The following is a 20607-nucleotide window of genomic DNA, read 5'->3' as shown; positions in this document are numbered from 1 at the left end:
CAGGCGTCAGAACTGGAGCGCCCAGGCGTCGATGCGCCCGGTGTCGTACCGCGCGTTGTCGCTGACCCTCAGCTTCCACGTGCCGTTGGCTGCCTCGGAGGAGGCGTTGACGGAGTACGTGGTGTCGATGTTGTCCGCGCTGCCGCCGGTGCCGTAGCCCTTGAGGGTGTACGCCGTACCGTCGGGGGCGATCAGCTGCACCTGGAGGTCACCGATGTAGGTGTGGACGATGTGGACCTCGACGGAGAGCGCGGCGGGAGCGTTGCCGGCGACGCCGGTGACCGTCACCGGGGACTCGGCCGTCGCGTTGTCGGCGATGGCGACGTCCCCGGTGTTCTCGAAGCGCGGGCCGGGCGGCGTCGGGTTGCCGCCGCCCACGTACAGCAGGCGGTTGGGCGAGCCGGTGCCGGGGCTGGTGACGACGTTGGGGGTGGCCGCGGACGTCAGCGCGCTGGAGACCTGGGCGGGCGTGGCCGAGGGGTTGCCGGCCAGGTAGAGCGCCACCGCTCCGGCGACGTGCGGGGTCGCCATCGACGTACCGGAGATGGTGTTGGTGGCCGAGTCGCTGGTGTTCCAGGCGGACGTGATCGACGAGCCCGGGGCGAACAGGTCCAGGACCGTGCCGTAGTTGGAGTAGCTCGCCTTGGCGTCGGTGCTGGTGGTGGCGCCGACGGTGATCGCCTCGGTCACGCGCGCGGGTGACCTGGTCGAGGCGTTGGTGGTCTCGTTGCCGGCCGCGACGGCGAAGGTGACACCGGAGGCGATGGCGTTGCGTACGGCGGTGTCGAGGGCGGTGTCGGCGCCGCCACCGAGGGACATGTTGGCGACGGCCGGCTTGACCGCGTTCTGGGCGACCCAGTCGATACCGGCGACGACCTGGGCGGTCGTACCGGAGCCGGAGTTGTTCAGCACGCGGACGCCGACGACCTTCGCCTTCTTCGCGACGCCGTGGGCGCTGCCGGCGACCGTGCCCGCGACGTGGGTGCCGTGACCGTGCCCGTCCTGGGCTGTGTTGTCGTTGTCGATGGCGTCGTAGCCGTAGGAGGCACGGCCGCCGAAGTCGCTGTGCGTGATGCGGACGCCGGTGTCGATGACGTACGCGGTGACGCCCTCGCCGGCCGAGTCCGGGTAGGTGTACGAGCTGTTCAGCGGGAGGTTGCGCTGGTCGATGCGGTCCAGGCCCCAGGAGGGCGGGCTGGGCTGGGTGCCGTCGATCGTGAAGGTGCGGTTCTGGACGACGGAGGCGACGGCCGGGTCGGCGGCGAGACGTTTCGCCTCGGTCTCGGAGGCCTCGATCGCGTAGCCGTTGAGGGCCTTCTTGTACGTGCGCTCGATGGTGGCGCCGTACTTCGCGGCCAGAGCGCGGCCCTCGGCGGAGCCCGAGCGGGCCCGGTCCGCCTTAAGGGTCACGATGTAGCTGTCGGCGACGGCGTTCGCGGCGCCCTCGTACTGGATGTGGCCTTCTGCCGCGCCTGCGGGCAGCGCGGAGACGAATCCCGCGGTGAGCACGGCGCCGGTCAGGGCGCCGATCGCGGCCAGTCTTCGCCGGGCGGTGCGGTGGGGAGTACGCATCACTGCCATCTGAGGGGTCCTCCTCAATCGGTGGTGCGTCGGTGTGGGGGCGACGTTCAGGTGAGCAGGAGCATGACAATCGACTGCGTGCTCACCTGTGCGTCAGCCGAAAGATTGAGGCTTCCACAGGAATTGCACAAGGGCTGTGCGTGAACGTAACTCGCCTGCCATAAAGCTGACATGACAGCTCGTCAAGGCAATTCGGAAGCCGAATCCCCTCGGGGTGGCGGGCGGCGCGACGGCGGGGTCCGGCGGCCTGGCAGGCTGTTCGTATGGCTGATCGAGACGCTGTGTCGCCCGAGTTGTGGACCACCGTGGACGCGTTGTGGAGCTGGCTGGAATCGGATCAGCCGGTCACCGGCCGCGAAGGCCTGTTGCTGCGCATGCTGAAGCTCCAGGAGGAGGTCGGCGAGACGGCCGAGGCGGTGATCGGCGCGACCGGCCAGAACCCCCGCAAGGGCGTGAGCCACACCTGGGAGGACGTCCAGTCGGAACTGTGCGACGTGGTGATCACGGCACTGGTGGCCCTGCGCTCCCTGACACCGGAGGCACGGCAGGTGTTCGCACGGCATCTGGAGCGGGTGGCGGAGAGGTCGCTGGGGGCGGAGGAGGGGTAGGTGCCGCCGGCGCGAAGAGGCGGCGCGTTGACCATCTCGTCGCCCTTCTTCGGTAAGTCTGCGAACCTCTGCAACGGCCTCCAGCGCCCGAGCTCGTACGGCTGGCCCCCCAGCAGCATCCGCAGCCGCCCGGCGGCCGGCTTGGCCTCGGCCAGCAGCGGGCCGCGCCGCTCCGAGAGAGCCGCGGCCGTGTCGACGGCTCGCCACGCATCGGGGCCCGCTGCCACCAGCACATGCAGGGCCATGACGAGTGAGGTGGTTCGCGGCTCCGGCCGATCCACGTACCTGCCGGACCGACCGCAGCCCACCCCGCTCGACTTCCCCGAGCCTCAGCCGCCCTTCGGTGACCTCCTTCAACGGGCCACTGGGATGGCGTCCAGCGCCTGTTCCGCCGCCGTATCGCAGATCGGCTTCAGCGCCGCCCGAACCGCCTCGACAGCCCGCTCGTGGTCACCGGCCACCGCCTGCGCCGCCTCGTACAGCCGCCCTCCCGCGGCAACCGCCCCCCGCTCACTGCGCCCCATCCCGCCCCGACCCCTCTCGCCATGTCCCCGCATACTGCCACCGCTGCCCCCTGCACCGACCGGCCCCGCCGATGTTGTGTACACATGGCACACTCGGTACTCTTGGGGCATGACGCAGCCACTGCCCATAGAGTCCATCCGCGACGTACGCGCCCACTTGGCCGAAGTCGTCGAACGGGCCGACCGCGACGACGTGCCCACTGTCATCACCCGTCGCGGCAAGCAGGTCGCCGCCGTGGTCTCGATCGAGGTGCTACGCAAGTACCAGGAGTGGGAAGAGCGCGAGATCAACCGCATCATCGACGAGCGCATGGCGAGCCGGGGCGCCGGCGTCCCGATCGAGGACGTGATGAGGGAGACACTGGCACGCAGTGAGTGACTACCGCACGGTGTTCCGGCCCGAGGCCCAGGCCGAGCTACGCAAGATCCCGCGTGACATCGCGCTTCGAATCCTGGCCAAACTGACAGAGCTGGAGAGCGACCCCTTCGGCTTCAACACCACCGCACTCGTATCCCAGCCTGAGCGCCGCCGCCTACGAGTCGGCGACCACCGTGTCGTCTACACGATCGACAACGGGGAACTGACGGTGTGGGTCGTACACGTCGGACACCGCTCCACGGTCCACGACACGTAGCTGCTCCCGGTTCTGCGGACTGTTGCGGACAGGACAACGGCCTGACCCGCGTTCTCGCAGGTCAGGCCGCCTGTGATGATGCGATCACACGTTGAAGCGGAACTCCACCACGTCGCCGTCCTGCATCACGTAGTCCTTGCCCTCCATGCGGGCCTTGCCCTTCGCACGGGCCTCGGCGACCGAGCCGGTTTCCACCAGGTCGCCGAAGGAGATGACCTCCGCCTTGATGAAGCCCTTCTGGAAGTCGGTGTGGATGACTCCGGCGGCCTCGGGGGCGGTGGCGCCCTTCTTGATGGTCCAGGCGCGGGACTCCTTGGGGCCGGCCGTGAGGTAGGTCTGCAGGCCGAGGGTGTTGAAGCCGACGTGGGCGAGGGTCGCGAGGCCCGGCTCGTCCTGGCCGACGGACTGGAGGAGCTCAAGGGCCTCGTCCTCGTCGAGCTCGGCGAGGTCCGCCTCCAGCTTGGCGTTGAGGAAGATCGCCTCGGCGGGGGCGACCAGGGCTCGCTGCTCGTTCTTGAAGGTCTCGTCCGTCAGCTCGTCCTCGTCGACGTTGAAGACGTAGAGGAAGGGCTTGGTGGTGAGCAGGTGCAGGTCGTGCAGGGGCTCGGCGCGCTCGCTGCCCTGCACGATGCCGTGCGCGAAGAGGGTGTCGCCCTTCTCGAGGATCTCCTTGGCCTCCTCGACCGCCTTGACCTTGGGCGCCACGTCCTTCTTGATCCGCGACTCCTTCTGCAGTCGCGGCAGCACCTTCTCGATCGTCTGGAGGTCGGCCAGGATCAGCTCGGTGTTGATGGTCTCGATGTCGTCCTTGGGCGAGACCTTGCCGTCGACGTGGACGACGTTCTCGTCCTTGAAGGCGCGGATGACCTGGCAGATCGCGTCGGACTCGCGGATGTTCGCCAGGAACTTGTTGCCCAGGCCCTCACCCTCGGACGCGCCCCGCACGATGCCCGCGATGTCGACGAAGTCGACCGTGGCCGGCAGCACCCGGTCCGAGGAGAAGATCTCGGCGAGCTTCGTCAGCCGCGGGTCGGGGACGCCGACCACGCCGACGTTCGGCTCGATCGTGGCGAACGGGTAGTTGGCCGCCAGCACGTCGTTCTTGGTCAGGGCGTTGAACAGGGTCGACTTGCCGACATTCGGCAGACCGACGATTCCGATCGTGAGCGACACGTTGCGACTTCCCGTACGTGAGAGGGGCGTGGGGGCCGGTGGGCCGGGGCAGGCGCCAGGGGACTGGCTGGCCGATCCACCAGTTTACGGGGTGCCGGAGTCCGGCCGGGCGCCCTGTCGAACGCTTGGCCAAGCTCTGCCCAACGGCGTGTCGGACGGCCTATTTGGCACATTAATCGACCTAAGTTGGCCTAGTGGAGCAACACAGGGCGCGTTCTACTCAGCACGGACCGCGACGCGGCGCCGCGCCGCCGACGCCCCTGCCGTCGCAGGCTCGGCGCGGCGCCGGCAACGGCGGTGGGGACGGTGGCGCGGGCGGGGGTGGTGGGCGTTCGTCGCCGCGGCCGGCCAAGCCCGCCGCTGCGCGGCGACAGGGCCGTCCCGCCGGTACGGCGCGGCCCGCGGCGGCGTTACGGCGTCCCGGCCCGCCCGTCGTCCAGGCGGTACGGCGGCTGCCCAACCCGCGGTTCACCGGGCTCGGCTGCGGGCTGTTCTGCGGGGCGGTGCTGCTGGCGCTCGGCACGCTCGACGCGCTGCTGTTCGGGTCGTCACTCGTCGTCTACGGCGTGCTGTTCCTGCCGGTGTGCGTGCTGGCGGCGGTGTGGGTGCGCGGGGTGGACCTGGTGACCGTGCCCGTCGTGGTGCCGATCGCCTTCGCCCTGGGGCTGGTACCGGTCGCCGAGAGCGGGGAGGGGCTGAGCGGGCGCGTCGTGGGCCTGTTCACGGCGCTGGCCACACAAGCGGGGTGGTTGTACGGGGGGACGCTCGTCGCGGGGTCGATCGTGACCGTACGCAAGCTGCGGCAGATGCGTCGGCACGCGGCACGCAACCGCCCACCGGCGTGAACCGCGCGGCGCGAGCCGCCCGTCCCGGGAACGCCCGCCCGTGCGGGCCGGCCGGGCGGAGACCCGGGTCGGCCCAGCGGGAACCGGGGTCGTCCCCCCGGCCCTACACGCCGCTGCCCGGTGCCTGTCCCGCGTCCGCCGCCCGCATCGCCGCCCCCACGATGCCCGCGTTGTTCTGCAGCTCCGCGGGGACGATCTCCGCCCTGATGCCCTCGATGTAGTGCAGGAACTTCTGCGCCTTGCGGCTCACGCCGCCGCCGATGACGAAGAGCTCCGGCGAGAAGAGCATCTCGACGTGCGCCAGGTACTGCTGCACCCGCCGCGCCCAGTGCTCCCACGACATGTCGTGGTCCTCCTTGACCTTGCTGGAGGCCCGCTTCTCGGCGTCGTGCCCGTGCAGTTCCAGATGGCCCAGCTCGGTGTTGGGGACGAGGACACCGCCGGTGAAGACGGCGCTGCCGATGCCCGTGCCGAAGGTCAGCGTGATGACCGTGCCCTTGCGGTCGCGGCCCGCGCCGAAGGCCATCTCTGCGATGCCCGCCGCGTCCGCGTCGTTGACCACGGTGACGGGGACGCCGCCGAGACGGTCGCCGAGCAGCACGCGCGCGTCCGTGTCGATCCAGGTCTTGTCGACGTTCGCCGCCGTACGGATCGTGGCGCCGCCCGTGACGACGCCCGGGAACGTGACGCCGATCGGGCCGGTCCAGCCGAAGTGGTCGACGACCTCCTTGACGCCGTCGGCCACCGAGTCCGGCGTCGCCGGGTGGGGGGTCAGCACCTTGAAACGCTCGTCCGTGAGAGCGCCCCTGTCGAGGTCCACAGGGGCGCCCTTGATCCCGGATCCGCCGATGTCCACACCGAAGATCTGCATGTCACCACGTTACGACGGACCACTGACGGTCACTACGCCGCGCCTGGCGAGGCGCCGACGCGCCCCCGCCGTCTCACCGCTCGCCGGAGACGCCCTCCGCGTCCGTGCGCCGCGCGATCAGCTCGGCCGCCTCCTCGCGGAGGTCACGGCGGAGCTCCTTGGGCAGCGAGAAGGTGATGGACTCCTCCGCCGCCTTGACGATCTCGACGTCCTCGAAGCCACGCCCGGACAGCCACTCCAGCACGTGCTCGACGAGCACCTCGGGGACGGAGGCGCCGGAGGTGACGCCGACCGTCGTGACGCCCTCCAGCCAGGCCTCCTCGATCTCGTCGGCGAAGTCCACGAGGTAGGCCGCGCGCGAGCCGGCGAGCTTGGCGACCTCGACCAGGCGCTTGGAGTTGGAGGAGTTGCGGGAGCCGACGACGATGACGAGTTCGGCCTCGGCACCCATCTGCTTCACCGCGAGCTGGCGGTTCTGGGTGGCGTAGCAGATGTCGTCGCTGGGCGGCGAGATCAGCTGCGGGAACTTGTCCTTCAGGGCGTCGACGGTCTCCATGGTCTCGTCGACGGAGAGCGTGGTCTGGGACAGCCAGACGACCTTGGAGGGGTCGCGGACCTCGACCTTCGCCACGTCGCCGGGGCCGTCGACGAGCTGGATGTGCTCGGGGGCCTCACCGGAGGTGCCGATGACCTCCTCGTGGCCCTCGTGACCGATCAGGAGGATGTCGTAGTCCTCGTCAGCGAACCGGACCGCTTCCTTGTGGACCTTGGTCACCAGCGGGCAGGTCGCGTCGATGGTGGCCAGCCGGCCGCGTTCGGCCTCCTGGTGGACGACCGGGGCGACGCCGTGCGCCGAGAACATCACGATGTTCCCCGGGGGGACCTCCTCCGTCCGCTCGACGAAGATGGCGCCCTTCTTCTCCAGGGTCTGGACGACGTACTTGTTGTGGACGATCTCGTGCCGGACATAGATCGGAGCGCCGTACTGCTCCAGGGCTTTCTCGACGGCGATCACGGCGCGGTCCACACCCGCGCAGTAGCCACGGGGGGCGGCGAGCAGGACACGGCGGCCAGGCGAAGCAGTCATGGCACCCATCGTAAGGCCGCGTTCGGGGGGTCAAAGATCGCGCCCTTGTGACGTTCCTGGGGAGACTGGCCTTGAGCCGCGAGGGGTGGGGAAGAGCACCACGTACGGACGGTCGGAGGCTGCTGATGTCCGAAACCGGCACGGCGGTGCCCTGGATGGACGAGGACCACCGCCTGCGGCGCACGCTGGGCTTTCGGGACCTGGTCGTCTACGGGTTGCTGTTCATCGCCCCGATGGCCCCCGTCGGCGTCTTCGGCACCTTGGACGCCAGGTCGCACGGGGCGGTCGCCCTGGTCTACGTCGTCGCCACGGTGGCGATGGCGTTCACCGCATTCAGCTACGCGCAGATGGTGCGCGTGGTCCCCCAGGCCGGATCCGTCTTCGCGTACGCGCGCGTGGGGCTCGGCAAGGAGGCCGGATTCGTCGCCGGCTGGATGGCGATGCTGGACTACCTGCTGATCCCGGCGGTCGCCTATCTCTTCTCCGGCATCGCGATGGAGGCGCTGGTCCCGGAGGTCTCGCGCTGGGTGTGGACCGCGCTGGCGGTGGTGGTGACGACGCTGCTCAACCTGTGGGGCGTGCGTGCGGCCGCCCGGGTGGGCTTCCTGGTCCTCGCGCTGGAGATCGTGGTCCTGCTGGTCTTCGTGGTGTCGGCGAGCGTCGTCCTGGCGCGCGAGGGGGCCGAGCGGGCGTGGCTGTCGCCGCTGTCGGGGGACGGGACGCAGGGGGCGTTCGCGGTGTCGGCGGTGATCGGGGCCGTGTCGATCGCCGTGCTGTCGTATCTGGGCTTCGACGCGATCGCCTCGTTCGCGGAGGAGGTGACCGGCGGCTCGCGGCAGGTGGCGCGCGCGGTGCTGTTCTGCCTCGGTCTCGCGGGCGTGCTGTTCGTCGCGCAGACGTACCTGGTGGCGCTGCTGGAGCCCGTGTCGTCCGCGGAGCTCGCCGCCGAGCCCGCCAGGCAGGGCTCCGCCTTCTACGACGCCGTGGACGCGTCCGTGGGGACCTGGCTGCACGATCTGGTGGCCGCGAGCAAGGCGCTCGGCGCGGCCTTCGCGGCGCTGGCCGGGCAGGCCGCGGCCGGGCGGCTGCTGTTCGCGATGGCGCGGGACCGGCGGCTGCCGCGGGCCCTGGCCCGGACGGACTCGGGGGTGCCGCGCGTGGCCCTGCTGAGCGCCGCGGTGATCACGATGGTCGCGGCGGTGTGGGCGGCCCGGCAGGCCGACGGCGTGGACCACCTGGTGTCGGTGGTCGACATCGGTGCCCTGACGGCCTTCACGCTGCTGCACGCGAGCGTGGTGGGGTGGTTCGCGGTACGGCGGCGGGGCGGGGCGGTGAGCTGGTGGCGGCATGTCCTGGTGCCGGTGCTGGGGGCGGCGATCACGCTCGCGGTGGTCGTGGCGGCGTCGCGGAGCGCGCAGGTGGTGGGGGCGGTGTGGCTGGTGATCGGCGTGGTGGTGCTGGTGGCGCAGGCCTGCCGGGAGAGCCCCTCCGGGGGCTGAGCACGGGCCGGGTTTGTCGGTGCCGCCCACTACGCTCGCGGGCATGGCAGTCAACACGTCCCCGGAAACCCCCCTGCCCGTCGGCGAGGTGTCGCGGCTCATCGGGAGCTGGATCGACCGGCTCGGGGCGGTCTGGGTCGAGGGGCAGATCACGCAGCTGTCGCGGCGGCCGGGCGCGGGCGTGGTGTTCCTGACGCTGCGGGACCCGTCGTACGACATCTCGGTCGGCGTCACCTGCTACCGGCAGGTGTTCGACGCGGTCGCGGACGTGGTGAGCGAGGGCGCGCGGGTCGTCGTCCTGGCGAAGCCGGAGTGGTACGCGCCGCGCGGGCAGCTGTCGTTGCGGGCCGCGGAGATAAAGCCCGTGGGCGTCGGGGAGCTGCTGGCGCGTCTTGAGCAGTTGAAGAAGAAGCTGGCGGGCGAGGGGCTGTTCGCGCCGGAGCGCAAGCGGCCGCTGCCGTTCCTGCCGCAGCTGATCGGGCTGGTGTGCGGGCGGGCCTCGGCCGCGGAGCGGGACGTGCTGGAGAACGCCCGGCACCGCTGGCCGGCCGTGCGGTTCGAGGTGCGCAACGTCGCCGTGCAGGGCGTGCACGCGGTGCCGCAGGTCGTGCAGGCGGTGAAGGAGCTCGACGCGGTCGACGCCGTCGACGTGATCATCGTGGCGCGGGGCGGCGGCAGCGTGGAGGACCTGCTGCCGTTCTCCGACGAGCAGCTGGTGCGGGCGGTGGCGGCCTGCCGTACGCCCGTGGTGTCGGCCATCGGCCACGAGCCCGACAACCCGCTCCTGGACCACGTGGCCGACCTGCGGGCCTCCACGCCCACCGACGCCGCGAAGAAGGTCGTACCGGACGTGGGCGAGGAGTTCGAGCGGGTACGGCAGCTGCGGGACCGGGCGCGGCGGTGCATGGCGGTGTTCGTCGAGCGCGAGGAGCGCGGGCTGGCGCACGCGCTGGCGCGGCCGTCGATCCAGGACCCGCACCGGATGATCGACGAGCGGGCCGGGCAGGTGGCGGCGCTGGTGGAGCGCGGGCGGCGGTGCCTGGGGCACCACCTCGACCGGGCCGAGTCGGAGCTGACGCACACGCACGCGCGCGTGGTGGCCCTCTCGCCGGCGGCGACCCTGCAGCGCGGGTACGCGGTGCTGCAGAAGGCCGACGGCCACGTGGTCCGCGCACCGGACGAGGTGACGGCCGACGAGCCCCTGCGGGCGCGGGTGGCCGAGGGTGAGTTCTCCGTACGTGTCGATGCTTAGGGTGGGCGGATGAGCGGCAATGTGGACGAGGCGCTGGGCTACGAGCAGGCGCGGGACGAGCTGATCGAGGTCGTACGGCGGCTGGAGGCGGGCGGTACGACGCTGGAGGAGTCCCTCGCGCTGTGGGAGCGCGGCGAGGAACTGGCCAAGGTGTGCCGGCGGTGGCTGGAGGGCGCGCGGGCCCGGCTGGACGCGGCGCTGGCCGAGGGGGCGGCGGAGCCCGCCGAGGCGGGGGCCGACCAGGAGTGATCGGCGCGGCGCGGGCCTGACCCGCGGTGGGTGTGAAGCCGATCACCGCCCACCCGATTTAATTGAAGCTTGAACTTCTTGTGGCGTACGGTCGGTCTCGCCAGTGGGTCCGTGCACAGTACATGGACCCGACGCAGCACCTGGAAAGATCACGTATGTCTCTCGTTCTTGACCCCGCCGCCCAGGACCTGCTCTTCCGCGAGGCCCGCACCGCGAACACCTTCACCGACGAGCCGGTGACCGAGGAGCAGGTGCAGGCGATCTACGACCTGGTCAAGTACGGCCCGACCGCCTTCAACCAGTCACCGCTGCGCATCACCCTGGTCCGCTCCCCCGAAGCCCGCGAGCGCCTGGTCCAGCACCTGACCGAGGGCAACCGGGCCAAGACGGCCGCCGCCCCGCTGGCCGCGATCCTCGCCGCGGACAACGAGTTCCACGAGGAGCTGCCGCAGCTCTTCCCGCACGCCCCGCAGGTCAAGGACGCGTTCTTCACCGAGCGCCCGGCCCGCGAGAACGCGGCCGGCCTGAACGCCGCCCTCCAGGCCGCCTACTTCATCATCGGCGTGCGCGCCGCCGGGCTGGCCGCCGGCCCGATGACCGGCATGGACTTCGAGGGCGTGCGCAAGGAGTTCCTGGACGACGACCACACGCCGTTGATGGTCGTGAACATCGGCCGCCCGGGGCCGGACGCGTGGTTCGCGCGCTCCCCGCGACTGGCGTACGACGAGGTCGTCACCACCGTGTGACTCCCCTTCCCCGCGTGAGAGGCCCCCGGCAGCTGATGCCGGGGGCCTCTCCGTCGTCACCCTTTCGCCGCTACCGGGTCACGACGTCTTCAGCGCCTTCGCCATCGTCGTCAGCTGCTCGAACGAGCCCGTGCCGGCGACCACCGTCGTCGCGCCCTTGGCGTCGTCGTCCTCCGCCAGGACCAGCGCGTCGTACCGGCCGCCGGTGTAGCGGACCCACGTACGGCCGTCGATCTCCTCGGTGACCTTCGTCTCCTGCGCGCCCTGGGTGGCGTCCTCGATGAACGGGATCCGCTTGTCCATGGACTGCTTCACCGTGACGTACTCCCCGTCGGGGGCGTGGAAACCGAGGTGCCAGGCGTCCTGCTGCTGCCCGTCGAAGCGGACCGACGTCGGCTTCCAGGTCTGCGGGAGGCCCTGCGGCGCGGCCACCGGATACGCCGCGGCGCGACGGGCCGTGAGCAGCTCGACCCGGTAGTCCACCCGTTTGACGTCTGGTTCCTGGTCGTCGTCGTGCGGGATGAAGAGGTACATGACCAATCCCGCCAACACGATCAGGCCCAGGGAGAGAACCATGTCCCGGACCGTCTTCTGCTTGCCGTTCGCGCCTGCCACGCGTCCTATCGTCGCAGGTACCCCGGCCGCTCATCCGTGGGGGGCCCTGCTCATTCTGTCGATCTGACGATAGAGTCGTCGCCGAACCCTCATCCGGCCGTCGTCGTATCAGAAAGGTGCGTTCCGATGACCGAGCATCACTTGCCGTCCGAACTCGATGTGCCCTCCGAGGCCCCCGACCGCAACCTCGCCCTGGAACTGGTCCGGGTGACCGAAGCCGCGGCGATGGCCGCGGGCCGCTGGGTCGGCCGCGGGGACAAGAACGGCGCCGACGGTGCCGCGGTACGCGCCATGCGCGCCCTCGTCTCCACCGTCTCCATGAACGGCGTGGTCGTCATCGGGGAGGGCGAGAAGGACGAGGCGCCGATGCTCTACAACGGGGAGCGGGTCGGCGACGGGACCGGGCCGGAGTGCGACATCGCCGTCGACCCGATCGACGGTACGACCCTGACCGCCAAGGGCATGACCAACGCCATCGCGGTGCTCGCGGCGGCGGAGCGCGGCTCGATGTTCGACCCGTCGGCCGTGTTCTACATGGACAAGCTGGTCACCGGGCCCGAGGCGGCGGACTTCGTCGACATCGACGCGCCGGTGTCGGTGAACATCCGGCGGGTCGCCAAGGCCAAGCGCTCCGCGCCGGAGGACGTGACCGTCGTCATCCTCGACCGGCCGCGGCACGAGCGGCTCATCGAGGAGGTCCGCGAGACGGGTGCGCGCATCAAGCTGATCTCCGACGGCGACGTGGCCGGGTCGATCCTGGCGCTGCGCGAGGGCACCGGCGTGGACCTGCTGCTGGGCGTCGGCGGTACGCCGGAGGGGATCATCTCGGCCTGTGCCGTGAAGTGCCTCGGCGGGACCATTCAGGGCAAGCTGTGGCCCAAGGACGACGAGGAGCGGCAGCGGGCCATCGACGCCGGGCACGATCTGGACCGGGTGCTGACGACCGAGGACCTGGTGACCGGGGAGAACGTGTTCTTCGTGGCGACCGGGATCACCGACGGGGAGCTGCTGCGGGGCGTGCGCTACCGGTCGGAGACGGCCACGACGGACTCGATCGTGATGCGGTCCAAGTCGGGGACCGTGCGGCGGATCGACTCCGAGCATCGGCTGAGCAAGTTGCGGGCGTACAGCGCCATCGATTTCGAGCGGGCGAAGTAGGCGCCTGACCTTCGGGGCGGTGCGGGACGTCGGCGACTGCGGGTTCGTCGTGGCCTGTCACGCGGTCCCCCGCGCCCCTGAGGCCCGAACAACGACCGGCACGACCGAAGGCGCCCCCTGTGCGGAGGGGGCGCCTTCGGTCGTGTGGGGCAGGAGTCAGCCGGCCGCCGCTATGCGGCTGTCGGCGCGGGCCGTCTTCTTCAGCTCCAGTTCGCGCCGGCGGCGCCGGGCCAGGACCACGCGGCGCTCGGCGGCGGTGAGGCCGCCCCAGACGCCGTAGGGCTCCGGTTGGAGGAGCGCGTGTTCGCGGCACTCGACCATGACGGGGCAGCGGGCGCAGACGCGCTTGGCCGCCTCCTCGCGGGAGAGCCGGGCGGCGGTGGGCTCCTTGGAGGGCGCGAAGAACAGGCCGGCCTCGTCGCGCCGGCACACGGCCTCCGTGTGCCATGGAGCGTCTTGGTCCCTGTCTCGCACTGGCACCCGCTGGGCCGGAACGGCAGCTACCTGCAGGGACGAATGCGGCGGTTGCAGCACGGTCTACTCCTGACGACGGCTTCGCGAGCGAGAGACGATGCAGCAAGGTCTACCCGCTGTACGCGCGCCTATGCAGGGAGTCCCCAACGACCGGAATCAGGGGATACGGATGCGCCGCCCGGGACCACCGGAAGTGACCGCATCCTCGCGTTTCAGGCCGACTTCACGACCGTCAGCAGTCCAGGTGCTTGCGCAGGCCCTTGTCGAGCTTGCGCTGCACACGGTCGAGGATGTCCGCCACCAGCTTCCCGCGCTTGGGCCGCGCCTCGATGTTGCCGAGCACGGCCCAGCCGTCCACGAAGACGACGGGGGCGTCGGGGTCCGGGGCGTCCTGGTTGTCGACCTCGAAGTTGCCGAGGACGCCACCACCGGAGCCGCGCAGCGAGACGTTCTCCGGCACGCGGACCTCGACGTTCCCGAAGACGGACCAGGCCTTGACCACGACCTGCTGGTACTCGAAGACCGCCTCGCTGAGATCGATCTCGACGCTGCCGAAGACCGAGTACACGTGGATGCGGCGGCCCGCCCGCCAGCGGCCCTTGCGCACCGCGGCGCTGAACACCGCGACCACGTTCTCGTCGGGGTCCGCCGGTATCGCGCCGGCCGAGGGGCGCTGGGGCGCTGAGGCGTACCCGGGGGTCGCGCGGGCCTGGTGCACCCCGGGCAGGTCCCGGACGTACGGCTCCAGTTCACCGACCGTCTTGGCGGTGTAGACACCCTCCACCCGCTCGGCGTGCTCCTCGGCGCTGAGGCGGCCCTCCGCCAGGGCCTCGCGCAGGATGTCCGCGAAATGGTCGCGGTCGGCGTCGGAGGCGCGGAGTTCGGAGCCGGGCGCGGTCTGCTTCTGAAGGTCCACAGCAGCAGCGTACCCACACACGATAGATCGCGACACCCCAGGAGGTGGGCCGGGCACGTCGGTTCGAACTGAGCCTTACCTCACAAGCTCGCCGTCCGTGCCACGTCCTACGCTTGTGGACGCTGCCAATGGATGCCAGCCGCTGTCTGCCGTGAGTGAGGAATGGGCGCGATGCCTGAGTTCGAGTACACCGATCTTCTCCCCATGGGGGAGGACACCACCCCGTACCGGCTGGTGACCTCCGAGGGTGTCTCCACCTTCGAGGCCGACGGGCGGACGTTCCTCAAGGTCGAGCCCGAGGCGCTGCGCAAGCTCGCCGAGGAGGCCATCCACGACATCCAGCACTACCTGCGCCCGGCCCACCTGGCCCAGCTGCGCCGGATCATCGACGACCCGGAGGCGTCCGGCAACGACAAGTTCGTCGCCCTGGACCTGCTGAAGAACGCCAACATCGCCGCCGCGGGCGTGCTGCCCATGTGCCAGGACACCGGTACGGCGATCGTCATGGGCAAACGCGGGCAGAACGTGCTGACCGACGGCGGCGACGAGGCGGCCCTGTCCCGGGGCATCTACGACGCCTACAAGAACCTCAACCTCCGCTACTCCCAGATGGCCCCGCTGACCATGTGGGAGGAGAAGAACACCGGCTCCAACCTCCCCGCGCAGATCGAGCTGTACGCGACCGACGGCGGCGCCTACAAGTTCCTCGTCATGGCCAAGGGCGGCGGCAGCGCCAACAAGTCGTTCCTCTACCAGGAGACGAAGGCCGTCCTGAACGAGGCCTCCATGATGAAGTTCCTGGAGGAGAAGATCCGTTCGCTGGGCACGGCCGCCTGCCCGCCGTACCACCTGGCCATCGTGGTCGGCGGCACGAGCGCCGAGTACGCGCTGAAGACCGCGAAGTACGCCTCCGCGCACTACCTGGACGAGATCCCCGCCGAGGGCTCGCCCCTCGGGCACGGGTTCCGGGACAAGGAGCTGGAGGAGAAGGTCTTCGAACTGACGCAGAAGATCGGTATCGGCGCTCAGTTCGGCGGCAAGTACTTCTGCCACGACGTCCGTGTCGTGCGCCTTCCCCGGCACGGCGCGTCCTGCCCGGTCGCCATCGCCGTGTCCTGCTCGGCCGACCGGCAGGCGGTCGCGAAGATCACCGCCGAGGGCGTCTTCCTGGAGCAGTTGGAGACCGACCCGGCTCGCTTCCTCCCCGACACCACGGACGAGCACCTGGACGAGGCCGGCGACGTCGTCAGGATCGACCTCAACCAGCCGATGGACGACATCCTCGCCGAGCTGACCAAGTACCCGGTCAAGACCCGCCTCTCCCTCACCGGCCCTCTGGTCGTGGCCCGCGACATCGCGCACGCCAAGATCAAGGAGCGGCTGGACGCGGGCGAGGAGATGCCGCAGTACCTGAAGGACCACCCGGTGTACTACGCCGGCCCCGCGAAGACCCCCGAGGGCTACGCCTCCGGCTCCTTCGGCCCGACGACGGCCGGCCGCATGGACTCCTACGTCGAGCAGTTCCAGGCGGCGGGCGGCTCCAAGGTGATGCTGGCCAAGGGCAACCGCAGCCAGCAGGTCACCGACGCCTGCGGCACGCACGGCGGCTTCTACCTCGGCTCCATCGGCGGCCCCGCCGCCCGCCTCGCCCAGGACTGCATCAAGAAGGTCGAGGTCGTCGAGTACGAGGAGCTCGGCATGGAGGCCGTCTGGAAGATCGAGGTCGAGGACTTCCCGGCGTTCGTCGTGGTCGACGACAAGGGCAACGACTTCTTCAGTTCGCGGGAACCTGAGCAGCCGACGTTCACGTCGATTCCGGTTCGGGGACCCGGGCTGGCGTAACCCGCCGGAACGCCCCGGGATCTCCCGGACCGAACCCCTTCACGAGGCCCCACGCACCGGAAAGGTGCCGGGGCCTCGTTCACTGTTCCCTCACCTCCGCGCCCTCGCACGGCCGGTCTCGACTTCCCCACACTGGGCGCAGAGCAACTGGCAGACTACCCAGAGCAGTTGTCACCGGCATGCACACCGGACACGTACGGAACACGGGGGACGCTCATGGAGGACCAGTTGGCCGTCCTGGCGACGACGGCAGCCAACACGGTGGTGAGCTCACTCACCACCGACGCCTGGGAACGGGTGCGGGAACGGGTCGTGGGCGTGTGGCGGCGGCACCGCCCGGCCGAGGCCGACGAGGTGGAGTCCGCGACGGACGACGCCGTCGACGTACTGCGCGGCTCGCCGGGTGAGAACGAGGAGTCCCGGCTCGTCGCGGCCTGGGAGGAGCGTTTCCGCCTGCTGCTCGACGCCGAGCCGGCGGCACGCCGGGCGCTCACCGCGCTGGTCGACGAACTCAGCGCCGGACAGGGCGAATCGGCACCGCAACGCATCGACATGAAGGCCGAGGCGAGGGACAGCGGCACGGTCTACCAGGCGGGCCACACCATCAACGTCCATCGGCCATGACCTCCCCGGAGAACCCCGGGGAGCGCCGGGTGGACGTCGTCCTGCGCGCCAGAGCCACCGAGCACGGCACCGTGTATCAGTCGGCGCAGAGCATGATCGTCGTGCAGGGCGACGTGAACAGGCACGAGCACTACTACCCCGCCGGTGAGCGCCACGACCGGACCACAAGCCCCGCGAGCGGCGGCACGTGCCCGTACCCCGGGATGCGTGCGTTCCGCCTGGACGAGGCCCAGTGGTTCTTCGGGCGGGAGGAGGTGGTCAGCCAGTTGCTGGGCCGGCTCCGGCGGTGCCTGCACGAGCACAGGCCGCTGGCCGTCGTCGCGCCGTCCGGTGCGGGCAAGTCCTCGCTGCTGCGGGCCGGGCTGCTCTGGGAGCTGGCAAAGGGTCAGGTCGAGGGGTCGGCGCGGTGGCGTCAGTTGCTGCTGACTCCCACGTCCGACCCGCTCGGGGCGCTCACCGCCGGGCTCGTCCAGTTGACCGGTGCCGAGGAAGAGGTGGTGGCGGAGGCCGTCGAGCACCGGCCGCAGCGGCTCGCGGCGGTGCTGCGGGAGGGGCTCCGGCCGGCTCCGGGCGAGCGGCTGGTACTCGTCGTCGACCAGTTCGAGGAGCTGTTCACGGCGTGCGAGGACGCCGCGGCACGTCACCGGTTCGTGGCGGCGCTGGCCGCGCTGGCCGATGGCGGTGACGCCCGGGAACCCCTCGCCCTGGTCGTCTACGGCCTGCGGGCGGACCACTACGGTTCCTGCCTCGCCTTCCCGCATCTGCGTGACGTCCTGGACACCCATCAGGTCATCGTCGGCCCGATGGACGACGCGGAAGTACGCCGGGCCGTGACGCTCCCTGCGGACCGTGCCCGGCTGGAGCTCGAACAGGGGCTGGTGGACCTCATCCTGCGCGATCTGCGCGGCACGGCCTGGCGCGACGGGGGTGCCGCCTACGGGGCGGGTCAACTGCCGCTGCTGGCCCACGCGCTGGAGCGCACCTGGGTGGGGCGCAGGGGCCGCACCCTCACCGTGGGCAGCTACCGGGACACCGGGGGCATCGACGGCGCGATCGAGCGCACCGCACAGGACGTGTTCGGGGGCCTCACGCCCGCGGCCCAGGCCGCGGCGCGGCCGTTCTTCCTCGGCCTGGTGCGGATCGGCGAGAACGGTGAGGTGTCCCGTCGCCGCCGTACCCGCCGCGACCTGCTGCGCACGGCCGCCGATCGTGGTGCGGTCGAGGAGTTGGTCGAGCGGTTCGCCGACGCCCGGCTGCTCACCATGGGGGTCGCGCACAGCGAGGCCACCGTGGAGGTCACGCACGAGGCGCTGCTGTGGGCCTGGACCGAGCTGCGCGACTGGATCAAGGCGGCCGGTCAGCACGCCCTGGTCCGCCAGGACGTGGAGGAAACGGCGGCCGCCTGGGAGAACGGCGGGCGCGGCGATGCCACGCTGCTGTACCGGGGCCCCCGGCTGGAGCAGGCCCGGACCTGGGCGGCGGACCACCGGCACGACGTCCAGCCGCTGGCCGCCGCGTTCCTCGCCGCCTCCCGGCGGCACGACGAGCGCGCCCGGCGGATCCGGCGCGGCGCGATCGCGACGATCACCACACTGGCGCTGATCGCCTCGGCACTGGCGGTGTTCGCCTTCGACCGCAGGAGCGACGCGCTCGCGCAGCGCGACGCCGCGATCTTCAACCGGGTCACCGCCGAGGCGGACCGCCAGCGCGACACCAACAGCGCGCTCGCCGCGCAGCTCGACCTCGTCGCGTACGGAATGCGGGCGACGCCGGCCCTGCGCACCCGGCTGATGCAGGGTGCGGGCACGATTCACGCCACGCCGCTGCCGCAGCGGTTCGAGAGGGTGTACTCGATCTCGTTCGGCCGGGCGGGCCGGCTGGCCACCTCCTCGGGCGCGCTGCGCGTCTGGGACACCTCCGATCCGGCCGCTCCGGCCCCGCTGACCGGCGCGATCACACCGGGGGAAGGGCGGACGGCCGGGACGGCGTACAACCAGCGGGGCGATCTGCTGGCCGTCGGCGACGGCGGTGACCTGCGGATGTACGACGTCTCCGACGCCAGGCATCCGGTGGCCCTCTCGCCCGCGGTGCGCGTGTCGAGCGGACCGGTGTGGAGTGTGGCGTTCGGTCCCGACGGGCGGACGCTGGCCGTCTCGACGTACTTCCAGACCGGTGACGTCACGACCGGCACCGTCGAGTTGTGGAACGTGGCGGAGCCGAGGCAGCCGCGCCGGCTCAGCACCGTCCACTCCGTCGTGGGACAGGTCGTCGTCTCCACCGCCTTCAGCCCGGACGGCGACACGCTGGCCGTGAGCGGCGGCACCGCTCCCGGTACCAGCCGTTCGCGGCTGCTGCGGCTGTGGGACGTCTCGGACCCGGCCCGCCCGAAGGCGCTCGGCGGTGAACTCGGCGGTCACAACAACATCGTCAACCGGGTGGTGTACAGCCCGGACGGGCGGACCCTGGTCAGCGCCGGGAGCGACAACCGGGCCATCGTCTGGGACGTGTCGAAGCCGCGCCGCCCGAAGGTGGCGAACACGCTGTTCCTCAACAGCCCGGTCATGTCGCTCGCCTTCAGCCCGGACGGGCGGATCCTGGCCACCGGGGAGAACTCGGGAGCCGTGCACCTGTGGAACGCGGGGTCGCCCGGCGCCACCCGGGTGCTCGCGTCCCCCTTGCGCGGACACACCACCACGGTCAACAACCTGGCCTTCGACGTCACCGGGCGCACACTCGCCAGCAGTGGGATCGACGGCAGGGTGCTGCTGTGGCGGCTGCCCGGCACGCTGGCCGTCACCGGCGCAGGCAGCGGCGTCGAATCGATGGCGGTGAGCTCCGACGGACGGCTGCTGGCGGCGGCGTCCGGCAACCGGGTCACGCTCTGGGACGTCTCCGAGCCGACCCGCCTGACCTCGCTGGGCACGCTCCCGTCGTTTCCTTCCGCCGTCAACGCGCTGGCCTTCCGGCCCGGTCGGGCCCGCGGCCCGCTGCTGGCCACCGGGGAGGTCGGCGGCGACGTACGGCTGTGGGACGTCTCGGCTCCGGCCCGCCCCTCGCCGGTCGCGGGCGCGCTGCCAGGGCAGACGAAGCCCGTCGGCGCGCTGGCCTTCGACGCGGGTGGGCGCTCCCTCATGGCCGCCTCCCAGATCATCAGCGGCGGTTTCGGAGGCGGTCTGCGGATCTGGGACGTCTCGGACCCGGGCCGTCCCGACCCGCTCGGCGACGGTGAGCTGCGCGGACAGCAGATGCCGGTCAGGGGCATGGCCGCCGCACCGCGGGGCGGGTACGTGTACACGGCCGACACCACCGGCGTCCTGCGTGTCTGGCGCACCGCCGACGGCGCTGTGCCCTCCCTCACGGGCGAGTCGAGCAGCTCCCAGTTCGTCTTCGCCCTCGCGGCCAGCCCCCGCGCGAGCCTGGTCGCGACCGGTGGCGGGGACAGCAAGGTCAGGCTCTGGGACGTCTCCCGGCCCCGCTCACCGACCGCCGTCGGGGAGCCCCTCCTCACCGGAGGCATCACCAACAGCGTCGGCTTCTCCCCTGACGGCACCCTGCTCGCCAGCGGGAACGCCATCGGCCAGGTCCGGCTGTGGGACGTCTCCGATCCGGCCCGCGCCGGCGCGTACGGCTATCCGGTCAGCGGCCACGGCGGTTCCGTGTCGGCGCTGGCGCACGCCCCGCGTGGCGGCCACCTCGTCACCGGCGGCGGTGACGGCACGCTGCGCGTCTGGCAGACCGACACCGCCCGTGCGCGGTCGATGCTGTGCGCCGCCACCCGGCACGCCCTGACCGCCGCCCGCTGGAGGGAGTACGTGTCGCCGGACCTGCCGTACGAGCCCCCTTGCGGAGGCTGACAGCCGGCTCGCGCGATCCTGGACCGGGAATACGCCCCCGCAGGCGACGCGCTT

Annotated in this window: 19 protein-coding genes and 1 pseudogene; 12 read left to right on the top strand and 8 right to left on the bottom strand. The window is 71.2% G+C overall.

What is annotated here, in order from left to right:
• Positions 1–6 precede the first annotated feature (6 nt).
• Positions 7–1581 carry a S8 family peptidase gene (locus AB0O67_RS17765; protein WP_365451006.1) on the bottom strand — a complete coding sequence of 525 codons (1575 nt, stop codon included), beginning with the start codon at positions 1579–1581 and terminating at the stop codon, positions 7–9.
• Positions 1582–1844: 263 nt separating this feature from the next.
• Between AB0O67_RS17765 and AB0O67_RS17760 the strand changes: the two genes are divergently transcribed.
• Positions 1845–2189, top strand: a complete 345-nt coding sequence (locus tag AB0O67_RS17760) for a MazG-like family protein (RefSeq protein WP_365451004.1) — start codon at positions 1845–1847, stop codon at positions 2187–2189.
• 45 nt (positions 2190–2234) lie between these two features.
• Here the strand turns inward: AB0O67_RS17760 and AB0O67_RS17755 are convergent.
• A pseudogene (locus tag AB0O67_RS17755) lies at positions 2235–2713 on the bottom strand (ATP-dependent helicase); the annotation flags it as partial.
• Positions 2714–2822: 109 nt separating this feature from the next.
• On the opposite strand from AB0O67_RS17755, the gene AB0O67_RS17750 reads away from it, so the two are divergent.
• Both AB0O67_RS17750 and AB0O67_RS17745 read left to right on the top strand, forming a co-directional pair.
• Positions 2823–3092, top strand: a complete 270-nt coding sequence (locus AB0O67_RS17750; RefSeq protein WP_365451002.1) for a type II toxin-antitoxin system Phd/YefM family antitoxin — start codon at positions 2823–2825, stop codon at positions 3090–3092.
• Complete coding sequence (locus AB0O67_RS17745; protein WP_365451000.1) at positions 3085–3348, top strand: type II toxin-antitoxin system RelE/ParE family toxin; 264 nt, start codon at positions 3085–3087, stop codon at positions 3346–3348. The genes AB0O67_RS17750 and AB0O67_RS17745 overlap by 8 nt, the downstream gene beginning before the upstream one ends.
• An 84-nt stretch (positions 3349–3432) precedes the next feature.
• On the opposite strand, the gene ychF is transcribed toward AB0O67_RS17745, so the two are convergent.
• Positions 3433–4521, bottom strand: coding sequence for a redox-regulated ATPase YchF (gene ychF / locus AB0O67_RS17740; protein WP_365450998.1), 1089 nt, complete (start codon positions 4519–4521; stop codon positions 3433–3435).
• Positions 4522–4715: 194 nt separating this feature from the next.
• On the opposite strand from ychF, the gene AB0O67_RS17735 reads away from it, so the two are divergent.
• The gene (locus tag AB0O67_RS17735; RefSeq protein ID WP_365450996.1) at positions 4716–5366 is read left to right on the top strand and encodes a DUF6542 domain-containing protein; all 651 of its coding nucleotides are present in this window, start codon (positions 4716–4718) and stop codon (positions 5364–5366) included.
• 103 nt (positions 5367–5469) lie between these two features.
• Here the strand turns inward: AB0O67_RS17735 and ppgK are convergent, their stop codons facing one another.
• A complete protein-coding gene (gene ppgK, locus AB0O67_RS17730; RefSeq protein ID WP_365450994.1) occupies positions 5470–6237 on the bottom strand; it encodes a polyphosphate--glucose phosphotransferase in 768 nt (255 codons plus the stop codon).
• 73 nt (positions 6238–6310) lie between these two features.
• Positions 6311–7333 (bottom strand): 4-hydroxy-3-methylbut-2-enyl diphosphate reductase, encoded by a 1023-nt coding sequence (locus AB0O67_RS17725; RefSeq protein WP_365450992.1) that lies wholly within the window; start codon positions 7331–7333, stop codon positions 6311–6313.
• 116 nt (positions 7334–7449) lie between these two features.
• Here AB0O67_RS17725 and AB0O67_RS17720 point away from each other — a divergent pair, with 116 nt between their 5' ends.
• The 4 genes from AB0O67_RS17720 to AB0O67_RS17705 all read left to right on the top strand — a co-directional run bounded on the left by AB0O67_RS17720 (position 7450) and on the right by AB0O67_RS17705 (position 11070).
• Positions 7450–8823 carry an APC family permease gene (locus AB0O67_RS17720; RefSeq protein WP_365450990.1) on the top strand — a complete coding sequence of 458 codons (1374 nt, stop codon included), beginning with the start codon at positions 7450–7452 and terminating at the stop codon, positions 8821–8823.
• 43 nt (positions 8824–8866) lie between these two features.
• Positions 8867–10075 carry an exodeoxyribonuclease VII large subunit gene (xseA, locus tag AB0O67_RS17715; protein WP_365450988.1) on the top strand — a complete coding sequence of 403 codons (1209 nt, stop codon included), beginning with the start codon at positions 8867–8869 and terminating at the stop codon, positions 10073–10075.
• 9 nt (positions 10076–10084) lie between these two features.
• Positions 10085–10324: an exodeoxyribonuclease VII small subunit gene (locus tag AB0O67_RS17710; protein WP_365450986.1), complete on the top strand. Its 240-nt coding sequence runs from the start codon at positions 10085–10087 to the stop codon at positions 10322–10324.
• Between the two features lie 155 nt (positions 10325–10479).
• The gene (locus AB0O67_RS17705) at positions 10480–11070 is read left to right on the top strand and encodes a malonic semialdehyde reductase (protein ID WP_365450984.1); all 591 of its coding nucleotides are present in this window, start codon (positions 10480–10482) and stop codon (positions 11068–11070) included.
• 78 nt (positions 11071–11148) lie between these two features.
• Here the strand turns inward: AB0O67_RS17705 and AB0O67_RS17700 are convergent, their stop codons facing one another.
• Positions 11149–11685: a DUF4245 domain-containing protein gene (locus AB0O67_RS17700; RefSeq protein WP_365450982.1), complete on the bottom strand. Its 537-nt coding sequence runs from the start codon at positions 11683–11685 to the stop codon at positions 11149–11151.
• A gap of 126 nt (positions 11686–11811) precedes the next feature.
• On the opposite strand from AB0O67_RS17700, the gene glpX reads away from it, so the two are divergent.
• A complete protein-coding gene (glpX, locus tag AB0O67_RS17695) occupies positions 11812–12843 on the top strand; it encodes a class II fructose-bisphosphatase (protein WP_365450980.1) in 1032 nt (343 codons plus the stop codon).
• A gap of 156 nt (positions 12844–12999) precedes the next feature.
• On the opposite strand, the gene AB0O67_RS17690 is transcribed toward glpX, so the two are convergent.
• Complete coding sequence (locus tag AB0O67_RS17690; RefSeq protein WP_365450978.1) at positions 13000–13377, bottom strand: WhiB family transcriptional regulator; 378 nt, start codon at positions 13375–13377, stop codon at positions 13000–13002.
• 172 nt (positions 13378–13549) lie between these two features.
• Positions 13550–14233: a DUF1707 domain-containing protein gene (locus tag AB0O67_RS17685; RefSeq protein WP_365450976.1), complete on the bottom strand. Its 684-nt coding sequence runs from the start codon at positions 14231–14233 to the stop codon at positions 13550–13552.
• Positions 14234–14404: 171 nt separating this feature from the next.
• Here AB0O67_RS17685 and AB0O67_RS17680 point away from each other — a divergent pair, with 171 nt between their 5' ends.
• The 3 genes from AB0O67_RS17680 (at position 14405) to AB0O67_RS17670 (ending at position 20553) form a co-directional block, all read left to right on the top strand.
• Positions 14405–16075: a fumarate hydratase gene (locus tag AB0O67_RS17680; RefSeq protein WP_365450974.1), complete on the top strand. Its 1671-nt coding sequence runs from the start codon at positions 14405–14407 to the stop codon at positions 16073–16075.
• Positions 16076–16291: 216 nt separating this feature from the next.
• On the top strand, positions 16292–16699 hold the full coding sequence (locus AB0O67_RS17675) for a hypothetical protein (RefSeq protein WP_365450972.1): 408 nt from the start codon (positions 16292–16294) through the stop codon (positions 16697–16699).
• The gene (locus AB0O67_RS17670) at positions 16696–20553 is read left to right on the top strand and encodes a WD40 repeat domain-containing protein (protein WP_365450970.1); all 3858 of its coding nucleotides are present in this window, start codon (positions 16696–16698) and stop codon (positions 20551–20553) included. The genes AB0O67_RS17675 and AB0O67_RS17670 overlap by 4 nt, the downstream gene beginning before the upstream one ends.
• The last annotated feature ends 54 nt before the right edge of the window (positions 20554–20607 follow it).

Origin of the sequence: Streptomyces sp. NPDC086077 (genome assembly GCF_040686175.1) — a bacterium.
In the GTDB taxonomy this organism is placed as follows: domain Bacteria; phylum Actinomycetota; class Actinomycetes; order Streptomycetales; family Streptomycetaceae; genus Streptomyces.
Note: the sequence above shows the minus strand (reverse complement) of the source record. Positions and strands in the feature narration are given on the sequence as shown.

Excerpts from the sequence above, each read along its gene's own strand:
- AB0O67_RS17750 (WP_365451002.1), top strand. The coding sequence starts at position 2,823 with ATGACGCAGCCACTGCCCATAGAGTCCATCCGCGACGTACGCGCCCAC.
- AB0O67_RS17760 (WP_365451004.1), top strand. The coding sequence starts at position 1,845 with ATGGCTGATCGAGACGCTGTGTCGCCCGAGTTGTGGACCACCGTGGAC.
- AB0O67_RS17765 (WP_365451006.1), bottom strand. The coding sequence starts at position 1,581 with ATGGCAGTGATGCGTACTCCCCACCGCACCGCCCGGCGAAGACTGGCC.
- AB0O67_RS17720 (WP_365450990.1), top strand. The coding sequence starts at position 7,450 with ATGTCCGAAACCGGCACGGCGGTGCCCTGGATGGACGAGGACCACCGC.
- xseA (WP_365450988.1), top strand. The coding sequence starts at position 8,867 with ATGGCAGTCAACACGTCCCCGGAAACCCCCCTGCCCGTCGGCGAGGTG.
- ppgK (WP_365450994.1), bottom strand. The coding sequence starts at position 6,237 with ATGCAGATCTTCGGTGTGGACATCGGCGGATCCGGGATCAAGGGCGCC.
- AB0O67_RS17670 (WP_365450970.1), top strand. The coding sequence starts at position 16,696 with ATGACCTCCCCGGAGAACCCCGGGGAGCGCCGGGTGGACGTCGTCCTG.
- AB0O67_RS17680 (WP_365450974.1), top strand. The coding sequence starts at position 14,405 with ATGCCTGAGTTCGAGTACACCGATCTTCTCCCCATGGGGGAGGACACC.
- AB0O67_RS17710 (WP_365450986.1), top strand. The coding sequence starts at position 10,085 with ATGAGCGGCAATGTGGACGAGGCGCTGGGCTACGAGCAGGCGCGGGAC.
- AB0O67_RS17725 (WP_365450992.1), bottom strand. The coding sequence starts at position 7,333 with ATGGGTGCCATGACTGCTTCGCCTGGCCGCCGTGTCCTGCTCGCCGCC.
- AB0O67_RS17705 (WP_365450984.1), top strand. The coding sequence starts at position 10,480 with ATGTCTCTCGTTCTTGACCCCGCCGCCCAGGACCTGCTCTTCCGCGAG.
- AB0O67_RS17675 (WP_365450972.1), top strand. The coding sequence starts at position 16,292 with ATGGAGGACCAGTTGGCCGTCCTGGCGACGACGGCAGCCAACACGGTG.
- glpX (WP_365450980.1), top strand. The coding sequence starts at position 11,812 with ATGACCGAGCATCACTTGCCGTCCGAACTCGATGTGCCCTCCGAGGCC.